The following is a 17448-nucleotide window of genomic DNA, read 5'->3' on the forward strand; positions in this document are numbered from 1 at the left end:
ATTATAAATAAAAAATAATAATCAGTATCAGAAACTCTGCATATCGCACAACCGCTTGTAATAGCCATTCAGTTCGAGCAGTTCTTCATGGCGGCCCCGTTCCACGATCTCTCCTTCATGCATTACGCATATCTCATCCGCATTGCGGATCGTGGAAAGACGATGGGCAATAACGATGGTCGTACGGTTACGCATCAGGTTTTCCAACGCTTCCTGAACCAGACGTTCCGACTCCGTATCCAATGCAGAAGTGGCTTCGTCGAGGATCAGGATCGGCGGGTTCTTCAAGATTGCACGGGCAATACTGATACGCTGCCGCTGTCCGCCGGACAGTTTACCGCCACGGTCACCGATATTCGTATCATACCCTTCTTCGCTAGCCATAATAAACTCATGGGCATTTGCGATACGGGCAGCTTCCTGTACCTGCTCCAGTGTCGCACCTTCCACACCGAAAGAGATGTTATTGAAGAAAGTATCGTTGAAGAGGATCGCTTCTTGGTTCACATTTCCCATCAATCCCCGCAAGTCGTAGAGGGAGGCATCACGGACATCCGTATCGTCAATCATTATTCTGCCTTTTTCCACATCATAAAAACGGGGTAACAGGTCCACCAGCGTGCTTTTACCGGAACCGGACTGGCCGACCAGGGCAACAGTCTTCCCTTTGGGGATTTCCAGGTTCACGTTTTTCAATACCCACTCATTCTGATATTTAAACCAGACATCGTTATAACGGATCGATTTATTCAGACTGATCGGTTTCGGAGTGGCAGGGTTCTGTATTGTACTCACCGTCTGCAATATCTTATCCACACGTTCCATGGATGCCAATCCTTTAGGGATATTATAACTGGCTTTTGAAAATTCTTTCAGCGGATTGATCAGACTGTACAGCATCACCAAATAAAAGATAAAGGAAGGGGCATCGATACTGGAGTTGTTATTCAGGATCAACGTTCCGCCGAACCAAAGGACGATCACGATCAGGATCGTTCCCAAAAATTCACTCATCGGGTGTGCCAGCTGCTGGCGGGTGTTCACGCGGCTGATCGTATTCCGGTAGATATTGTCGGCATTGATAAAACGCTCGTCCATCTTCTTCTCTGCATTAAAAGCCTTGATGATGCGCAGACCACCCAGTGTTTCTTCCACCTGCGACATTAGGTCGCTCCATTGGTTCTGGGCTTCCATCGATTTCCGTTTCAGCTTTTTACCGACCGTACCCATCACCCAGCCCATCAACGGTAGGACGATCAACGTGAAAAGTGTCAACTGCCAACTCACGGCAATCAGCGTTCCGAAATAAATAAGGATCAGGATCGGGTTCTTGAACAACATATCCAACGAACTCATGATCGAACTTTCGATTTCCTGCACATCGCCGCTTATACGCGCCAGGATATCCCCTTTACGCTCTTCCGAAAAGAATCCCAGCGGAAGGTCTAATATCTTTTTATAAAGCTGGTTCCGGATATCACGAACCACACCGGTACGGATCGGAATCATCGTTGCCGACGATAGAAAATAAGAGCCGGTCTTCAGCATCGTCATAAACGCCAGGAACAGTCCCAGTATAAGCAATGTCAGGCTCGCCCCGTAGTAAGAGATCAGGTCCGTAACGAAATAATAGAAATTATTGATGGCTATATCTTTCAGACTTACACCTTCCGCTCCCCAGGGGATATACTCGTATACCTTGTTATCCAGCTTGAACAATATCTGAAGAATAGGTATCAGCAAAGTAAAAGAAAATACATTCAGGATCGCTGACAAGATATTCAACAGGATTGTCAGAACCAGATATTTCTTGTAAGGGGGTACGAACCGTTTCAGTACCAGTAGAAAATCTTTCATGTTTATTTAGTCGATTGGATTTGGCGCGCAAGTTACTCATAAAAAACAGGTGGTGCAACGTTTATAGTTATCTTTGCATCTATTAGATATGGATGTTAATACAAATAAAACCATACGGATATGAATAAAACAAATCATTTCTTTCTGACCTTCACAAACAAAATGTTGGCCGGATTATTGAGCCTCCTGGGTTTCTCGTTGGCTGCTTGTGACAAAATAGGAACAGTAGAATACGGATGCCCCCATGCCGATTACACGATCAAAGGAAAGGTGGTGAATAACCAGGGCGACCCGATCCCTGACATACAGATAGAGATCAGAGATTCTATTCCGGAAAGTGCCTGGGCGCACAGTGATACGGTCTACAGCGATTCCAACGGAGAATTTCTGTGGAAAAAAGGAGATTTTCCGGGAATGACTTACCAGTTGATATCCAAGGATATCGATGAAGAAGAAAATGGCGGGAAATTCGCTACCAACAACTCATATGTCTCATTCAGGAATGCAGACTTTAAAGGAGGAGGCACCTGGTATGAAGGAGCAGCCACGATGGAAACCAAAATAACACTCACGCCATACGTCGATACCCACAAAGTTCCCCACGCCCTTTATACGATTCACGGACAAGTTACAGGCGACGACGGCTATCCGATAGCGGGTATAGTCATCAGCAGTAGCCCTTCCCTGCTGTCGAATGTTCCGGACAAGATATCCGATTACCTTGCCATTACGAACGGGAATGGAATGTACAGTTTCACGTGCGACCTGGAGACAATAGAAGAATATACAATCGAAACTGAACTTTTAAAAGGATACTGGAATTCCAATCCCTATGAAATGAAATCAGAAATGATTAACTTTGCAGAGATAGAACTATCAGGAGGAAAAGGGATGCTGATCGGAAAAGGATCGAAAGAAGTAAACTTCACTCTGAAAAGGAAATAAAAACTAAAAAAGACAAGGATGGATAAACGCCCCGGATTTCGTAAGCGTATCGCTTTGGAACTCGCCCGAAGTATCAGGAGAAACAAAGCCAAGCTACACGAACTACGCACACTCTTTTGGGAATGTACGCTTCGTTGCAACGCTTCCTGCCGTCATTGCGGCAGCGATTGCCACGTATCGGCCGGCATGAAGGACATGCCGATGGAAGATTTTCTGAAAGTAATAGACGATATTACTCCTCATGTCGACCCCAATAAAGTACTGGTTATATTTACCGGCGGAGAAGCCCTCGTTCGCAAAGATATTGAAACCTGCGGACTGGAATTATACAACCGGGGCTATCCCTGGGGGATTGTCTCGAACGGCCTGTTACTTACCCGCGAACGACTGGACTCCCTATTGGCTTCCGGGCTGCACTCGGCAACGATCAGTCTCGACGGCTTCGAGGAAGCACACAATTGGTTGCGCCGCCATCCGAAGAGTTTCGAGAACGCAGTCAATGCCATCTGTATGCTGGCGGAAGAGAAAGAGATCGTCTGGGATGTCGTCACTTGCGTGAATCAGCAAAATTTCAAGGACCTGAAACTATTCAAGGAATTTCTTGTGGAGATGGGTGTAAAACGGTGGCGTCTGTTCACCATCTTTCCCGTCGGACGCGCTGCCGAAGTTCCGGAACTGCAACTCAGTAACGAACAGTTCACCTGGATGCTCAACTTCATCCGTTATTGCCGGAAGGAGGGACTTATACATGTCAGCTATGGATGTGAAGGATTCCTGGGTAACTATGAAGCCGAAGTACGAGACTCGATCTTCCAGTGTAATGCCGGGGTCAATACGGCTTCGGTATTAGCCGACGGCTCCATCTCCGGTTGTCCGAGTATCCGTGCCAACTTCCATCAGGGGAATATCTATAAAGATAAATTCATCGACGTATGGAATAATGAGTTCAAACCCTATCGCAACCGGGAGTGGACCCGCAAAGGACAATGTGCCGACTGTAAAATGTACCGGTACTGCGAGGGGAACGGCATGCACCTGTATGACGACGACGGCAATCTGCTGTTCTGTCATTATAACAGGATCAAATGAATTATATATTCCATCTTTTTTCTATCTTTATCCCCCGAATAAACTTCTAAAGCATTTATACATGAAAAACTCGCTTATCCTTTGTGCCCTGCTAACGCTAGGCCCGGTTTGTTACGCACAGCAATCGGATTCCAAAATCTGTACCGATTACACCGAACTGACCGACACCAAGCCACACGACAGTGAGGCTATCTGGAATAAAATAACAACGCCGACCCAACTGAGCTGGGCAAGCACGGACGTTCGTTATCCGAAACTCAGTATTCCTAAAATAACCAAAAACTCCCGCTGGCAGGCAAAAGCCTGGAAAGGGGAACGTGTCAACGCGCAGGCTGTATTGTGGACTACCGCCGATTTGTCGGATGCCACTATCACAGTGACCGATTTGAAAAACGGCTCATCCGTTATCCCTTCTTCTGCCATCACCACCAACTTCGTTCGTTACGTCATGACAGACGAACTGAACAAAGACCGTAAAGGCGGTTGCGGACATCGTGAAAACAAGGCGGAATGGGATTCTTCCGTTGTTGCCGACGTATTGGATATCGTAAAGATGCATGACGTCAAGGCACGTACCACCCAGCCAATCTGGATGAATGTATGGGTGCCGTCGGATGCACGTGCCGGAAAATACAAGGGAACACTGACTGTTTCAGGCAAAAACTTCCAGCCGATGAACCTGCAGGTGGAGATAGATGTCCTGAACCGTACCCTGCCGGAACCGAAAGACTGGAAATTCCATCTGGATTTATGGCAGAACCCGTACTCCGTGGCCCGCTATTACGATGTGCCGCTTTGGAGCAAGGAACATTTCGACGCTATGCGCCCGATCATGAAGATGTTGGCGAATGCCGGACAACGTGCCATCACCACCAGTATCATGCACAAACCCTGGGCAGGACAGACGGAAGATCATTTCGACAGCATGGTATTCCGCATGAAGAAGATCGACGGCACATGGGCGTTCGATTATACCGTCTTCGACAAATGGGTGGATTTCATGATGAACGATGTGGGCATCAACGACCTGATCAGTTGCTACACAATGATCCCGTGGGCACTCAGCTTCGACTATTTCGACCAGGCAACCAACCGCGTTCAGTTTATCGAAGCTAAACCGGGTGATGCAGCCTATGCAGATTACTGGGGTTCTTTCCTGAAAGATTTCTCCCGTCACCTCCGTACAAAAGGCTGGTTCGAAAAGACTGCCATTTCCATGGACGAACGTCCTATGGAAGCGATGCAGGAAGCCATCAAGGTGATCAAAGCCGCCGATCCTGAATTTAAAATCACGCTGGCGGGTAACTATCACAAAGAGATACAAAGCGACCTATATTACCTGAGTATCCCGTACGGAAACAAATTCCCGGAAGATGTAAAGGCTGAACGCGACCGCAAAGGTCAGATCAGCACCGTTTACACTTGCTGTACAGAAGCTTTCCCGAACACATTTACCTTCTCCGATCCGGCAGAAGCTCCGTGGACAATCGTTCATGCCGTAGCCGGTGGCTATGACGGTTACCTGCGTTGGGCTGTCAACAGCTGGACGGCTGATCCGTTGCGCGACTCCCGTTTCCGTACCTGGGCTGCCGGCGATACGTATAGTATCTATCCGGGTCCTCGTAGCTCCATCCGTTTCGAACGTCTGGTGGAAGGTCTTCAGGATGCCGAAAAGATCCGTATCCTCCGCGAAGAACTGAAAGGCAGCAAACTGGCCAAATTGAACAAAACAGTTGCCATGTTTACACCGGAAGGGTTGGCTGAGACACAGAAGTCGGCTGACGAGATGGTCAATGAACTGAATAAGGTGCTAAATTCGTTCTGATAAAAAGATAACGCAAAAAATAAATAGTGCGCCGAAAAATATTTCCCGTTCCGACACGGAAACCGAGATCTTTTCGGCGCATTATCCTTTCCCCCGACAGAAACCGTCTTATCCAAACAGTTCCTTCCCTTTTATTATATATGTATCAATGATTCCGACAAGGACGACGACCGCCCAATCATGTGATAAGCCCGACAGTAAAAAGGATAAAGAACAAAGAGAGTGTGTCAAAAATCACACTATGGCACACTCTCTTTCTTTTACAATGAAACTATTCTATCTGTATTTTCCGCGTTTGTTTGATTCGATTTATGCTTGAAGCAGCATATGCTTCTGCTTGAAAATACCCAAATAAGTCAAGGCCTTGTTCGTATACGGAATTATAACTTTCCCAAAAGCGGTCACTAACTACAACCGGCTTTTTAGGAGCGCCGTTTTCCATTGCTCAAATTTTTGGAAACCTTCGTCTAAAGGAGTAAACCTTCCCCGTTCTATCTCATGGATATGTTCCCAAAATTCTTCTTGGGAAGTTTGAAGCGGAACATTCGGATTCCATTTATCGGAATTCCGACATGCACAAGACTTATCTTTTTGAGTTGATAAGTCCGAATCTGATGAAAAATGATTAATTTTTGTCATAGTTGTAATTGTTATTAATTAGAATGTGATAAAGATAGATATTCTTTTCCGAATAAAATCTATGAAAAAGAAAACCTATAAAAAAAGAGATACTGTAACAGCATCTCTTTTTTGTTTCTTATTTCTCGCGAATGAAAATATTGATCGGTGTCCCTGTGAAATCCCAGTTATCGCGGATCTTGTTCTCCAGGAAGCGTTTGTAAGGCTCCTTGATCCATTGCGGCAGGTTGGCAAAGAATACGAACGACGGAACCTGTCCGGCTGGCAACTGAGTGATGTATTTGATCTTGATATACTTTCCTTTCCATGCTGGAGGCGGATAGTTCTCGATGATCGGCAGCATGATCTCGTTCAGTTTCGCTGTAGGGATACGTTTCTGACGGTTGTCGTAGACTTCCTTGGCCGTTTCCAGCACTTTCAGGATACGCTGCTTGGTCAGTGCCGAAATAAACAGGATAGGGAAATCGGTAAACGGTGCCAAACGTTCGCGAATGGCATTCGTATAACTGTCAATCACCTGCTGGCTCTTGTCTTCCACCAAATCCCATTTGTTTACACAAACCACCAAACCCTTTTTATTCTTCTGCACCAAAGAGAATATATTCAGATCCTGGCTCTCGATACCACGGGTGGCATCCACCATCAGGATACAGACATCAGAGTTTTCAATGGCACGGATCGAACGGATCACGGAATAATATTCCAGGTCTTCGTTCACCTTTCCTTTCTTACGGATACCGGCTGTATCCACTAGATAGAAATTCAGGCCGAATTTATTGTATTTTGTGTAGATCGAATCGCGGGTCGTACCGGCAATATCCGTCACGATATGACGCTCTTCACCGATAAACGCATTGATCAGAGAAGATTTTCCGGCATTCGGACGGCCGATGATGGCAATACGGGGCAGCTCTTCTTCCAATGTTTCAGACTGATCCTCCGGAAGCGTCTCAACGATCTTATCCAGCAGGTCACCTGAGTTGGAACCGTTGATGGCTGATACGCAGAAAGGATCGCCCAAACCGAACGAATAGAACTCCGCCGAAGCAGCGTGCATTTCAAAGTTATCGGCTTTATTGGCGACTACGATAACCGGCTTCTTGTTGCGGCGCAGGATCTTAGCCACTTCGATATCCAAATCAGTAATACCGTTCAAAACATCTACGACAAACAAGATCACATCCGCCTCGTCGAGCGCGACCTGTACCTGTTTGTTTATCTCTTCTTCAAAAACGTCATCCGAATTAATTACCCATCCGCCTGTATCGATCAGCGAAAACTCTTTACCGGTCCAGTCCACTTTACCGTATTGACGGTCGCGGGTAGTTCCTGCTTCATCGTTCACGATGGCCTGACGCGATTGGGTCAGACGGTTGAACAGGGTGGACTTTCCTACGTTGGGCCTACCAACAATTGCTACAATATTTCCCATAAATTTCCTTTCTGTACGCTGTTATTAATCCAGCTGATAACCAAAATTCTTCAGAATGTTATCCCTGTTACGCCAGTCTTTTTCTACCTTGACAAACATTTCCAGGAATACCTTCTTATCAAAGAAACGTTCAATATCCTTGCGGGCCATGGCTCCTACTTTTTTCAGTGCCTGTCCCTTATGCCCGATGATAATCCCTTTTTGGGAATCCCGTTCCACAATGATGAGCGCCTTGATGTGAATCATTTCTTCTTCTTCCTTAAACAGCTCTACAACGACTTCCACCGCATACGGTATCTCCTTCTGGTAGTACAGGAGTATCTTCTCGCGAATGATCTCCGTCACAAAGAAGCGGGCCGGTTTATCGGTAAGCGCGTCTTTTTCAAAATAAGGGGGAGATTCGGGCATCAAAGTCTCCACCCGTTGCTTTACATAATCAATATTGAAGTTTGAAAGTGCCGAGATCGGAATAATTTCCGCTTTCGGCAGTATCTCGTTCCAGTGGGCAACCAGTTTTTCCAGTTCCCCCTGGTTGCTTGTATCAATCTTGTTGATCAGCAACAGGACGGGACATTCTACCGTTTTAACCCGCTGAAGAAATTCTTCATTTTTATCGATTGTCTCAACGACATCGGTCACATAGAGTAACACGTCGGCATCGCCTAATGCCGACTCCGAAAAATTCAGCATAGATTCCTGCAACTTATAATTCGGATGCAGGACTCCCGGCGTGTCTGAATACACGATCTGCATATCGTCGGTATTCACAATCCCCATGATACGATGACGGGTGGTCTGCGCCTTCGACGTGATGATGGAGATGCGCTCTCCCACCAAACGGTTCATCAGCGTAGACTTCCCTACATTAGGATTACCGACAATATTAACAAAGCCGGACTTATGCTTGTTTTCCATTATAACCCCATTTAAGATAAATTGCACCCCAGGTAAAACCGGCACCGAATGCAGCCAAAATCAGGTTATCCCCTTTCTTCAGCTTGTCTTCCCACTCCCAAAGACAGATAGGAATTGTTCCGGCACTTGTATTACCGTATTTCTGGATATTGATCATGACTTTGTCCATATCCACACCCAAACGTTTGGCTGTTGCATCGATGATGCGCAGGTTGGCCTGGTGGGGAACAATCCATGTAATATCGTCGTGAGTCAGATTATTTTTCTCTGCTATTTCTGCAGCCACATCGGCCATATAAGAAACAGCATACTTAAATACATATTTACCATCCTGAAAAACGAAATGTTCGCGATTATCAACAGTCTCGTGGCTGGGAGGATAGGCTGAACCACCAGATTTCATGATCAAGTGAGAATAACCGGTACCTTCCGTACGCAGGATCGTATCGATAATACCAACATCTTCCGTCGTCGGTTCCAGTAACACTGCACCACAGGCATCGCCAAACAGAGGACAAGTCGAACGGTCCTGATAATCGGTAATGGCTGTCATCTTATCACCGGCAACAACAATTACTTTCTTATAACGTCCCGAACGAATATAGTTTGCACCTGTTTCCAGCCCATACAGGAAACCTGCACAAGCCCCCTGCAAATCGAAAGTCATTGCATTCTTACATCCAGTATGGTGAGCGATGATCGAAGAGGTAGTAGGGAAGTGATGATCCGCTGTCGTCGTAGCAGTCAGGATCACTTCTATCTCTTCCGGGTTCACATTCGTTTTTTCGAGCAGTTGCTTCACAGCACGTATGCCCATGTAAGAGGTACCCATGCCCTCTCCTTTCAAAATTCGGCGTTCTTTGATACCAACACGTGTCATGATCCATTCATCTGTCGTATCGACCAGTTTCGAGATGTCCCCGTTTGTCAATACATCTTCAGGAACGTATCCGCCTACACCTGTTATAACCGCGTTCAATTTATCCATAACTTTAAAAATAATGAGACTATATCCCAATTAAAAAATTAGCCCTAAAAATACTTTTAGGGCTATTTCTTTCGTTTATCAAAATCTATGTGATTATGACAAACTTACACAGCTGCTTCTTTTACGATAGCTAACTTACCTCTGTAATAGCCGCATTCGCCGCATACAGTGTGATAAATATGCCATGCGCCGCAGTTCGGGCAAATAGCCATTGTTGGAGTGACAGCCTTGTCATGAGTTCTTCTCTTGGCTGTTCTTGTCTTACCTTGTCTTCTTTTAGGATGTGCCATGTTTTAATTTATTTAATTGTTATCATTCTCCATCAAACCTTTCAGGGCATCCCAGCGAGGATCAGAATTACCGCTTACGTCATCATCCATGGAAATATCGTCCACTTCTTCTTCGTAATCATCATCTCCGTCATCTGTACTTTTAGCAGTGTGCTTCTTCAGCTTCGTCGACATGGTCTTATTGCATTTGCCCGGAGCATGTACATGCTTCATCGGTACTGCCAATGCAATAAACTCATAAAGGAACCATGCCAGATTAATGGCACCTTCCTCTTCGGGTATTACTACCACTTCGTCGCTCTCTTCGGCATATTCTTTGCCGAATTTCACTACCAAGCGATTATGGGTATCAACCGGAATCTCCATGTCGTCCAAACATCTGTCGCACGGAACGATTGCTACACCTTCAATCTGAAAGTTCATTTCATAAGCCACTGACGTACGTTTCACCGTCAGGTGAACCTTGACTTTGCCCTTCTGGACTTCATCTCCGTCAATGTCCACAAAAAACTTGTTCTCCAGTAAATACTCGAATTCGTGCACTCCTGGAGCGAGATTTTTCAAATCTACATTATATAATTTAAATTTTCCCAAAGCCTTTTAGTGTAAAAACCTTGCAAAGGTACGAAAAAACTAAACACAAATGCAATAACTTTACAGTTATTTTTTATTATTGAATGATTTAGCCTCTATATTTTCGAAGCTCTATGCGAAATGTCGTGCCTTTTCCGACTTCTGAGCTCTTTACGAATATCTTACCGCCGTGATAAGACTCGATAATGCGCTTTACCAAAGACAAACCGAGTCCCCATCCGCGCTTCTTGGTTGTATACCCCGGATTGAAAACCGTCTTGTATTTTGACTTAGGAATACCTTTGCCTGAATCCGTAATATCGATACGGACTGTCTTTTCCCGCTCTTCTACCTGAAAAGTGATTTCACCCTGCCCTTCCATCGCATCCACAGCATTTTTTGTCAGGTTTTCAATCACCCAGGCAAATAAGGAGTCGTTCATTAAGACCAGTACCGGATTTTCAGGAAGATGAGTATATATCTTTACCTTGGAAGAGATACGCGTTTCCATATAATTTAAAGCCGTACGGATCGAATCGCTGATATTGACAGGTATCGGGTCCGGATTGGATCCGATCTTCGAGAAACGCTCTGCAATCATCTCCAAACGCTTTACGTCTTTTTCCATCTCACTAAGCAGGGAAGGATCTATTTCTTTGGTACGGAGATATTCCACCCAAGCGATCAGTGAAGAGATAGGGGTTCCGAGCTGATGGGCCGTTTCCTTGGATAATCCGACCCATACTTTATTCTGTTCGGCTTTCTTCGTGCTGGCAAGAGCCAGGAAAGCGATCAGGATAAATATAAACACAACCGTCAGCTGAGCATAAGGATAGATGAGAAGCCTTTTCAGAATAATTGAATCATCATAATACAGGTACTGGAAAGTTCCGTCCTGCATATCGATCAATATAGGGGGATTCTTACTCTTTAGTTCACGGACTTTGTTCTTCAGAAACTGGTCGACCTCTTTTTCCGGAAGTTCGATATTCTTCTCAGCGATGACGCTGTCCTTTTCATTACACCACAGAACAGGGATAGTCGTATTGCTCTCCAAAATTTTCAGGATAAGAGCCATATTCGATCCGTTGGTCTCAGAAGCGATCATACGCTGTGCTTCCGCCCAAATCTCGACTTTCTGTCGTTCTTCCTGCGCCAAACTCTTCACAAGTTTATCAGAAACAAACACTGAAACGATTGCAATCAATGTGGCAATTAAAATGAAAAGATACTTTAACCGTTGTCGGGAATCATATATACTGCTCATAATCTAAAATTCATGCTCAACGTATATTAGAACGGGAAAAAAGATACATTATTATAAAAAGCCAGAAGAATAAAAAAAGGAGTCCACTCTTTCGAATGAACTCCTCCTGTCTTTCAGCTTTCGCCTGAATAAAACGGCGGCTATCTACTCTCCCACTTTTACGCAGTACCATCGACGTGGTTGGGCTTAACTTCTCTGTTCGGAATGGGAAGAGGTGGATCCCCAACGCTATAACCACCTTAATACCTTTTAAGATGTTTGACTTTGGACAACGTTACTTTAACGTAACCATAGAGCGAATCAATAATTGTCAATTCTCAATTGTCAATTGTCAATTCTTCAGATATATCAACCCTTTCTCCGGAAAAAGAAAGTCTCGGGCTATTAGTACTACTCGGCTTCGACATTACTGCCCTTACACCTGTAGCCTATCAACGCTGTAGTAGTCTACGACGACCCTTGAGGGATATCTTATCTTGAGGCTGGCTTCGTACTTAGATGCTTTCAGCACTTATCCAATCCAGACTTAGCTACCCGGCGGTGCACCTGGCGGTACAACCGGTAAACCAGGGGTCTGTCCAACACGGTCCTCTCGTACTAGTGTCAGAGCCTCTCAAATATCCTACGCCCACGATAGATAGAGACCGAACTGTCTCACGCGTTCTGAACCCAGCTCGCGTGCCACTTTAATGGGCGAACAGCCCAACCCTTGGGACCTTCTCCAGCCCCAGGATGTGACGAGCCGACATCGAGGTGCCAAACCGCTCCGTCGATATGAGCTCTTGGGAGCGATCAGCCTGTTATCCCCGGAGTACCTTTTATCCTTTGAGCGATGGCCCTTCCATGCGGAACCACCGGATCACTATGCTCTAGTTTCCTACCTGATCGAGTTGTCTCTCTCCCAGTCAAGCACCCTTATGCCATTACACTCTACGACCGGTTACCAATCGGTCTGAGGGTACCTTTAGAAGCCTCCGTTACTCTTTTGGAGGCGACCACCCCAGTCAAACTACCCACCATACAGTGTCCTCGCATACCGCGAGTTAGAACTCAAACAACCAAAGGGCCGTATTTCAACGGTGACTCCACAAACACTGGCGTGCCTGCTTCATAGTCTCCGGCCTATCCTACACATTAGTTGCCCAAATTCAATGTAAAGCTATAGTAAAGGTTCACGGGGTCTTTTCGTCCCATCGCGGGTAATCGGCATCTTCACCGATACTACAATTTCACCGAGCTCACGGTTGAGACAGTGTCGGATCATTACACCATTCGTGCAGGTCGGAACTTACCCGACAAGGAATTTCGCTACCTTAGGACCGTTATAGTTACGGCCGCCGTTTACTGGGGCTTCAATTCAAAGCTTCTCTTGCGATGACTTCTCCTCTTAACCTTCCAGCACCGGGCAGGTGTCAGGCTGTATACTTCATATTTCTATTTCGCACAGCCATGTGTTTTTGTTAAACAGTTGCCTGGACCTATTCTCTGCGCCCTACCTTTCAGTAGGGACCCTTTATCCCGAAGTTACAGGGTCAATTTGCCTAGTTCCTTAACCGTGAATCACTCGAGCGCCTCAGTATTCTCAACCCAACTACGTGTGTCCGTTTACGGTACGGGTACTTTATAAATATGCTTAGCGGATTTTCTAGGGAGCCTGTTTACATCCATATTACCTTGTACAAGTACTCGGTATACTGTCAGGTTCGACTCTCATGGCGGATTTGCCTACCACGATCGACATCTACACCCTTTAACCATCTATTCCGTCAGATGGCAGGACTGTCACTTCTCCGTCTCCACATCGCTCCATAAAGTAGTATGGGAATATTAAACCATTCTTCCATCGGAATCGCCGTTCGGCTTATCCTTAGGTCCCGACTTACCCTGATCCGATTAACGTTGATCAGGAAACCTTAGTCTTTCGGCGAGGAAGTTTCTCACTTCCTTTATCGTTACTTATACCTACATTTGCTTTTCCAGTTGCTCCAACAAGGGTTATCCCTTATCTTCTACGCGGCTGGAATGCTCCCCTACCATGTCTTACGACATCCATAGCTTCGGTAAACAGTTTATGCCCGAGTATTATCCACGCCAAACTCCTCGACTAGTGAGCTGTTACGCACTCTTTAAATGAATGGCTGCTTCCAAGCCAACATCCTAGCTGTCTCTGCAGTCTGACTTCGTTAGTTCAACTTAACTGTTATTTGGGGACCTTAGCTGATGGTGCGGATTCTTCTCCTCTCGGACGCGGACCTTAGCACCCGCGCCCTCACTCCTTATCAATATATAGCACGCATTCGGAGTTTATCTGGACTTGATAGGCGGTGAAGCCCTCGCATCCAATCAGTCGCTCTACCTCATGCTATACTAAATAAAGGCTGCACCTAAATGCATTTCGGGGAGTACGAGCTATCTCCAAGTTTGATTAGCCTTTCACCCCTACCCACAGTTCATCCGAAAGCTTTTCAACGCTTACCGGTTCGGTCCTCCAGTTAGTGTTACCTAACCTTCAACCTGACCATGGGTAGATCACTTGGTTTCGCGTCTACTCCCTCCGACTATGGCGCCCTGTTCAGACTCGCTTTCGCTTCGGCTCCGTGACTGAATCACTTAACCTTGCCGGAGAAAGTAACTCGTAGGTTCATTATGCAAAAGGCACGCCGTCACAACCTTAAGGCTGCTCCGACCGCTTGTAGGCAGACGGGTTCAGGGTCTATTTCACTCCTCTGTTCGAGGTTCTTTTCACCTTTCCCTCACGGTACTGGTTCGCTATCGGTCTCTCGGGAGTATTTAGCCTTACGGGATGGGCCCCGCTAATTCACACAGAATTCCTCGTGCTCCGCGCTACTCAGGATACCACTAGGCTTCCTCAGAAAGTCGTGTACGGGATTTTCACCCTCTCTGATCGCTTTTTCCAAAGCGTTCCACTTTCCTGATTTCTTGCCACGGCGTGGTCCTACAACCCCGGTATTGCCTAAACAATACCGGTTTGGGCTCTTCCGCGTTCGCTCGCCACTACTTGCGGAATCATTCTTATTTTCTCCTCCTATGGGTACTTAGATGTTTCAGTTCCCCACGTTCGCCCCTCTTACGAGGTGACAGGCCTTCAACCTGCCGGGTTGCCCCATTCGGAAATCCGAGGATCAAGGATTATTTGCATCTCCCCCCGGCTTATCGCAGCTTATCACGTCCTTCATCGCCTCCGAGAGCCAAGGCATCCACCGTCTGCCCTTGCTTACTTTCTTTTTTCCGGTTACCATACGGTAAATCGGATTGATATATCTTCAGCTTGCTCTTGTTACTTTATTTTACGTTGTCCATCATGTCAAAGATCTTTTAAATTGACAATTAACAATTGATAATTGACAATTTTTGTGTGGAGAATAACGGATTCGAACCGTTGACCCTCTGCGTGCAAGGCAGATGCTCTAGCCAGCTGAGCTAATCCCCCAGTTTCAATTGACAATTGATAATTAACAATTGACAATTAGAGTTTGAGTTCTATAATTATCAATTGTGCATTGTCAATTGTCAATTATATTCGTAGTCCCAGGCAGAGTTGAACTGCCGACCTCTACATTATCAGTGTAGCGCTCTAACCAACTGAGCTATAGGACTGTCAACTTTGCCTTGGTTGCCCTCAGCATCATTTTTCTCTCTTGCCGACGTTTTTGCGGCGGTAGATCTATATTGTATACATATTCAACTGTAGTACAAGTTAACTAATACCTTTAGTCAACTTGATAACGAATCCTTCGCTCCAGAAAGGAGGTGTTCCAGCCGCACCTTCCGGTACGGCTACCTTGTTACGACTTAGCCCCAGTCATCGGTTTTACCCTAGGCCGATCCTTGCGGTTACGGACTTTAGGTACCCCCAACTCCCATGGCTTGACGGGCGGTGTGTACAAGGCCCGGGAACGTATTCACCGCGCCATGGCTGATGCGCGATTACTAGCGAATCCAGCTTCACGAAGTCGGGTTGCAGACTTCGATCCGAACTGAGATGGGGTTTGGAGATTAGCATCCTGTCGCCAGGTAGCTGCCCTTTGTCCCCACCATTGTAACACGTGTGTCGCCCCGGATGTAAGGGCCGTGCTGATTTGACGTCATCCCCACCTTCCTCACAGCTTACGCCGGCAGTCTCTTTAGAGTCCTCAGCTCGACCTGTTAGTAACTAAAGATAAGGGTTGCGCTCGTTATGGCACTTAAGCCGACACCTCACGGCACGAGCTGACGACAACCATGCAGCACCTCGCAAATGGCTATTACTAGAAGAAGTGTTTCCACTCCGGTCCAAATGCGTTCAAACCCGGGTAAGGTTCCTCGCGTATCATCGAATTAAACCACATGTTCCTCCGCTTGTGCGGGCCCCCGTCAATTCCTTTGAGTTTCACCGTTGCCGGCGTACTCCCCAGGTGGATTACTTAACGCTTTCGCTGTGCCGCTTACCGTGTATCGCAAACAGCTAGTAATCATCGTTTACTGCGTGGACTACCAGGGTATCTAATCCTGTTTGATCCCCACGCTTTCGTGCTTCAGTGTCAGTTATGGTTTAGTAAGCTGCCTTCGCAATCGGAGTTCTGCGTGATATCTATGCATTTCACCGCTACACCACGCATTCCGCCTACCTCAAACATACTCAAGTCCTCCAGTTTCAACGGCAATTTTATGGTTGAGCCACAAACTTTCACCGCTGACTTAAAAAACCACCTACGCACCCTTTAAACCCAATAAATCCGGATAACGCTCGGATCCTCCGTATTACCGCGGCTGCTGGCACGGAGTTAGCCGATCCTTATTCACAGGGTACATACAAAACCGGACACGTCCAGCACTTTATTCCCCTATAAAAGAAGTTTACGAACCATAGATCCTTCATCCTTCACGCGACTTGGCTGGTTCAGGCTCTCGCCCATTGACCAATATTCCTCACTGCTGCCTCCCGTAGAGTCCGGTCCGTGTCTCAGTACCAGTGTGGGGGACCTTCCTCTCAGAACCCCTATCCATCGTGGACTTGGTGAGCCGTTACCTCACCAACTATCTAATGGAACGCATGCCCATCTATCAGCGATAATTCTTTAACAAATATTCCCATGCGGGACCCCTGTTTTATGCGGTATTAGTCCGACTTTCGCCGGGTTATTCCCCTCTGATAGGCAGGTTGCATACGCGTTACTCACCCGTGCGCCGGTCGCCGGCGGAGTATTGCTACTCCCCGCTGCCCCTCGACTTGCATGTGTTAAGCCTGTCGCTAGCGTTCATCCTGAGCCAGGATCAAACTCTTCGTTGTTTAAATTGTTTTATTTTCTTGCTCAGAATCCGTTATTTATTCTCAAGTTTTTGACGGTATTAATTTTTAATACTTGTACTACTTGTTGATATGTAAATCTTTCAAAGAACTTTCGCTTTCTTTCGATTGCGGCTGCAAAGGTAAGGACTTTATTTTAACCGCCAAATTTTTCAGAAGAAAAATTCAAAGTTTTTTTGAGTCGCTGCGGCGGTTGGAATCTTGCTTAGAATCTCTAACCTCATCCCCTTTCCACAGGTTACCCCTTTCATCATGTTGGTGCGCCGTTCTCTCTCGAATGCGGGTGCAAAAGTAGTGCTTTACAACATACGCTCCAAATA

The 17448-nt window shown here is 46.3% G+C and carries 11 protein-coding genes, 2 tRNA genes and 3 rRNA genes; 3 read left to right on the forward strand and 13 right to left on the reverse strand.

Annotated features, from left to right (window positions below; translation table 11 throughout):
• Positions 1 to 27: 27 nt before the first annotated feature.
• On the reverse strand, positions 28 to 1857 hold the full coding sequence (locus tag P3L47_RS02285; RefSeq protein ID WP_277782547.1) for an ABC transporter ATP-binding protein: 1830 nt from the start codon (positions 1855 to 1857) through the stop codon (positions 28 to 30).
• A gap of 120 nt (positions 1858 to 1977) precedes the next feature.
• On the opposite strand from P3L47_RS02285, the gene P3L47_RS02290 reads away from it, so the two are divergent.
• From P3L47_RS02290 to P3L47_RS02300, 3 genes are all read left to right on the forward strand, one after another.
• Positions 1978 to 2802, forward strand: coding sequence for a radical SAM-associated putative lipoprotein (locus tag P3L47_RS02290; protein WP_277782548.1), 825 nt, complete (start codon positions 1978 to 1980; stop codon positions 2800 to 2802).
• An 18-nt stretch (positions 2803 to 2820) separates the two neighbouring features.
• Positions 2821 to 3891, forward strand: a complete 1071-nt coding sequence (locus P3L47_RS02295; RefSeq protein ID WP_277782549.1) for a TIGR04133 family radical SAM/SPASM protein — start codon at positions 2821 to 2823, stop codon at positions 3889 to 3891.
• A 61-nt stretch (positions 3892 to 3952) separates the two neighbouring features.
• The gene (locus P3L47_RS02300) at positions 3953 to 5716 is read left to right on the forward strand and encodes a DUF4091 domain-containing protein (RefSeq protein WP_277782550.1); all 1764 of its coding nucleotides are present in this window, start codon (positions 3953 to 3955) and stop codon (positions 5714 to 5716) included.
• Positions 5717 to 6124: 408 nt separating this feature from the next.
• Here P3L47_RS02300 and P3L47_RS02305 read toward each other — a convergent pair whose 3' ends face one another.
• From P3L47_RS02305 to P3L47_RS02360, 12 genes are all read right to left on the reverse strand, one after another.
• The gene (locus P3L47_RS02305) at positions 6125 to 6355 is read right to left on the reverse strand and encodes a hypothetical protein (RefSeq protein WP_075558921.1); all 231 of its coding nucleotides are present in this window, start codon (positions 6353 to 6355) and stop codon (positions 6125 to 6127) included.
• A 118-nt stretch (positions 6356 to 6473) separates the two neighbouring features.
• A complete protein-coding gene (der, locus tag P3L47_RS02310; protein ID WP_277782551.1) occupies positions 6474 to 7787 on the reverse strand; it encodes a ribosome biogenesis GTPase Der in 1314 nt (437 codons plus the stop codon).
• A 24-nt stretch (positions 7788 to 7811) separates the two neighbouring features.
• A complete protein-coding gene (gene era / locus P3L47_RS02315; protein ID WP_122363872.1) occupies positions 7812 to 8702 on the reverse strand; it encodes a GTPase Era in 891 nt (296 codons plus the stop codon).
• The gene (locus P3L47_RS02320; protein ID WP_277782552.1) at positions 8686 to 9690 is read right to left on the reverse strand and encodes a beta-ketoacyl-ACP synthase III; all 1005 of its coding nucleotides are present in this window, start codon (positions 9688 to 9690) and stop codon (positions 8686 to 8688) included. Before P3L47_RS02320 ends, era begins: the two co-directional genes overlap by 17 nt.
• A gap of 104 nt (positions 9691 to 9794) precedes the next feature.
• Positions 9795 to 9980 carry a 50S ribosomal protein L32 gene (gene rpmF, locus P3L47_RS02325; RefSeq protein ID WP_081693462.1) on the reverse strand — a complete coding sequence of 62 codons (186 nt, stop codon included), beginning with the start codon at positions 9978 to 9980 and terminating at the stop codon, positions 9795 to 9797.
• Positions 9981 to 9992: 12 nt separating this feature from the next.
• Entirely contained in the window at positions 9993 to 10574 is a 582-nt protein-coding gene (locus tag P3L47_RS02330; protein ID WP_122363870.1) for a YceD family protein, read from the reverse strand.
• 88 nt (positions 10575 to 10662) lie between these two features.
• Positions 10663 to 11820 carry a sensor histidine kinase gene (locus P3L47_RS02335; RefSeq protein WP_277782553.1) on the reverse strand — a complete coding sequence of 386 codons (1158 nt, stop codon included), beginning with the start codon at positions 11818 to 11820 and terminating at the stop codon, positions 10663 to 10665.
• Between the two features lie 131 nt (positions 11821 to 11951).
• Positions 11952 to 12062, reverse strand: a 5S ribosomal RNA gene (rrf, locus tag P3L47_RS02340).
• A 123-nt stretch (positions 12063 to 12185) separates the two neighbouring features.
• A 23S ribosomal RNA gene (locus tag P3L47_RS02345) occupies positions 12186 to 15065 on the reverse strand.
• Positions 15066 to 15197: 132 nt separating this feature from the next.
• A tRNA-Ala gene (locus tag P3L47_RS02350) sits at positions 15198 to 15271 on the reverse strand.
• 93 nt (positions 15272 to 15364) lie between these two features.
• Positions 15365 to 15438 (reverse strand) — tRNA-Ile (locus P3L47_RS02355).
• A gap of 146 nt (positions 15439 to 15584) precedes the next feature.
• Positions 15585 to 17110: ribosomal RNA gene (locus tag P3L47_RS02360) — 16S ribosomal RNA — on the reverse strand.
• Together the 16S, 23S and 5S rRNA genes with 2 tRNA genes alongside form the textbook arrangement of a ribosomal RNA operon.
• Positions 17111 to 17448: the final 338 nt, after the last annotated feature.

Origin of the sequence: Parabacteroides chongii (genome assembly GCF_029581355.1) — a bacterium.
GTDB classification, from domain to species: Bacteria; Bacteroidota; Bacteroidia; order Bacteroidales; family Tannerellaceae; genus Parabacteroides; species Parabacteroides chongii.

Bases quoted from the DNA above. Each gene is read 5' to 3' on its own strand.
- P3L47_RS02285 (WP_277782547.1), bottom strand. From the start codon at position 1,857: ATGAAAGATTTTCTACTGGTACTGAAACGGTTCGTACCCCCTTACAAG.
- P3L47_RS02290 (WP_277782548.1), top strand. From the start codon at position 1,978: ATGAATAAAACAAATCATTTCTTTCTGACCTTCACAAACAAAATGTTG.
- P3L47_RS02295 (WP_277782549.1), top strand. From the start codon at position 2,821: ATGGATAAACGCCCCGGATTTCGTAAGCGTATCGCTTTGGAACTCGCC.
- P3L47_RS02300 (WP_277782550.1), top strand. From the start codon at position 3,953: ATGAAAAACTCGCTTATCCTTTGTGCCCTGCTAACGCTAGGCCCGGTT.
- P3L47_RS02305 (WP_075558921.1), bottom strand. From the start codon at position 6,355: ATGACAAAAATTAATCATTTTTCATCAGATTCGGACTTATCAACTCAA.
- der (WP_277782551.1), bottom strand. From the start codon at position 7,787: ATGGGAAATATTGTAGCAATTGTTGGTAGGCCCAACGTAGGAAAGTCC.
- era (WP_122363872.1), bottom strand. From the start codon at position 8,702: ATGGAAAACAAGCATAAGTCCGGCTTTGTTAATATTGTCGGTAATCCT.
- P3L47_RS02320 (WP_277782552.1), bottom strand. From the start codon at position 9,690: ATGGATAAATTGAACGCGGTTATAACAGGTGTAGGCGGATACGTTCCT.
- rpmF (WP_081693462.1), bottom strand. From the start codon at position 9,980: ATGGCACATCCTAAAAGAAGACAAGGTAAGACAAGAACAGCCAAGAGA.
- P3L47_RS02335 (WP_277782553.1), bottom strand. From the start codon at position 11,820: ATGAGCAGTATATATGATTCCCGACAACGGTTAAAGTATCTTTTCATT.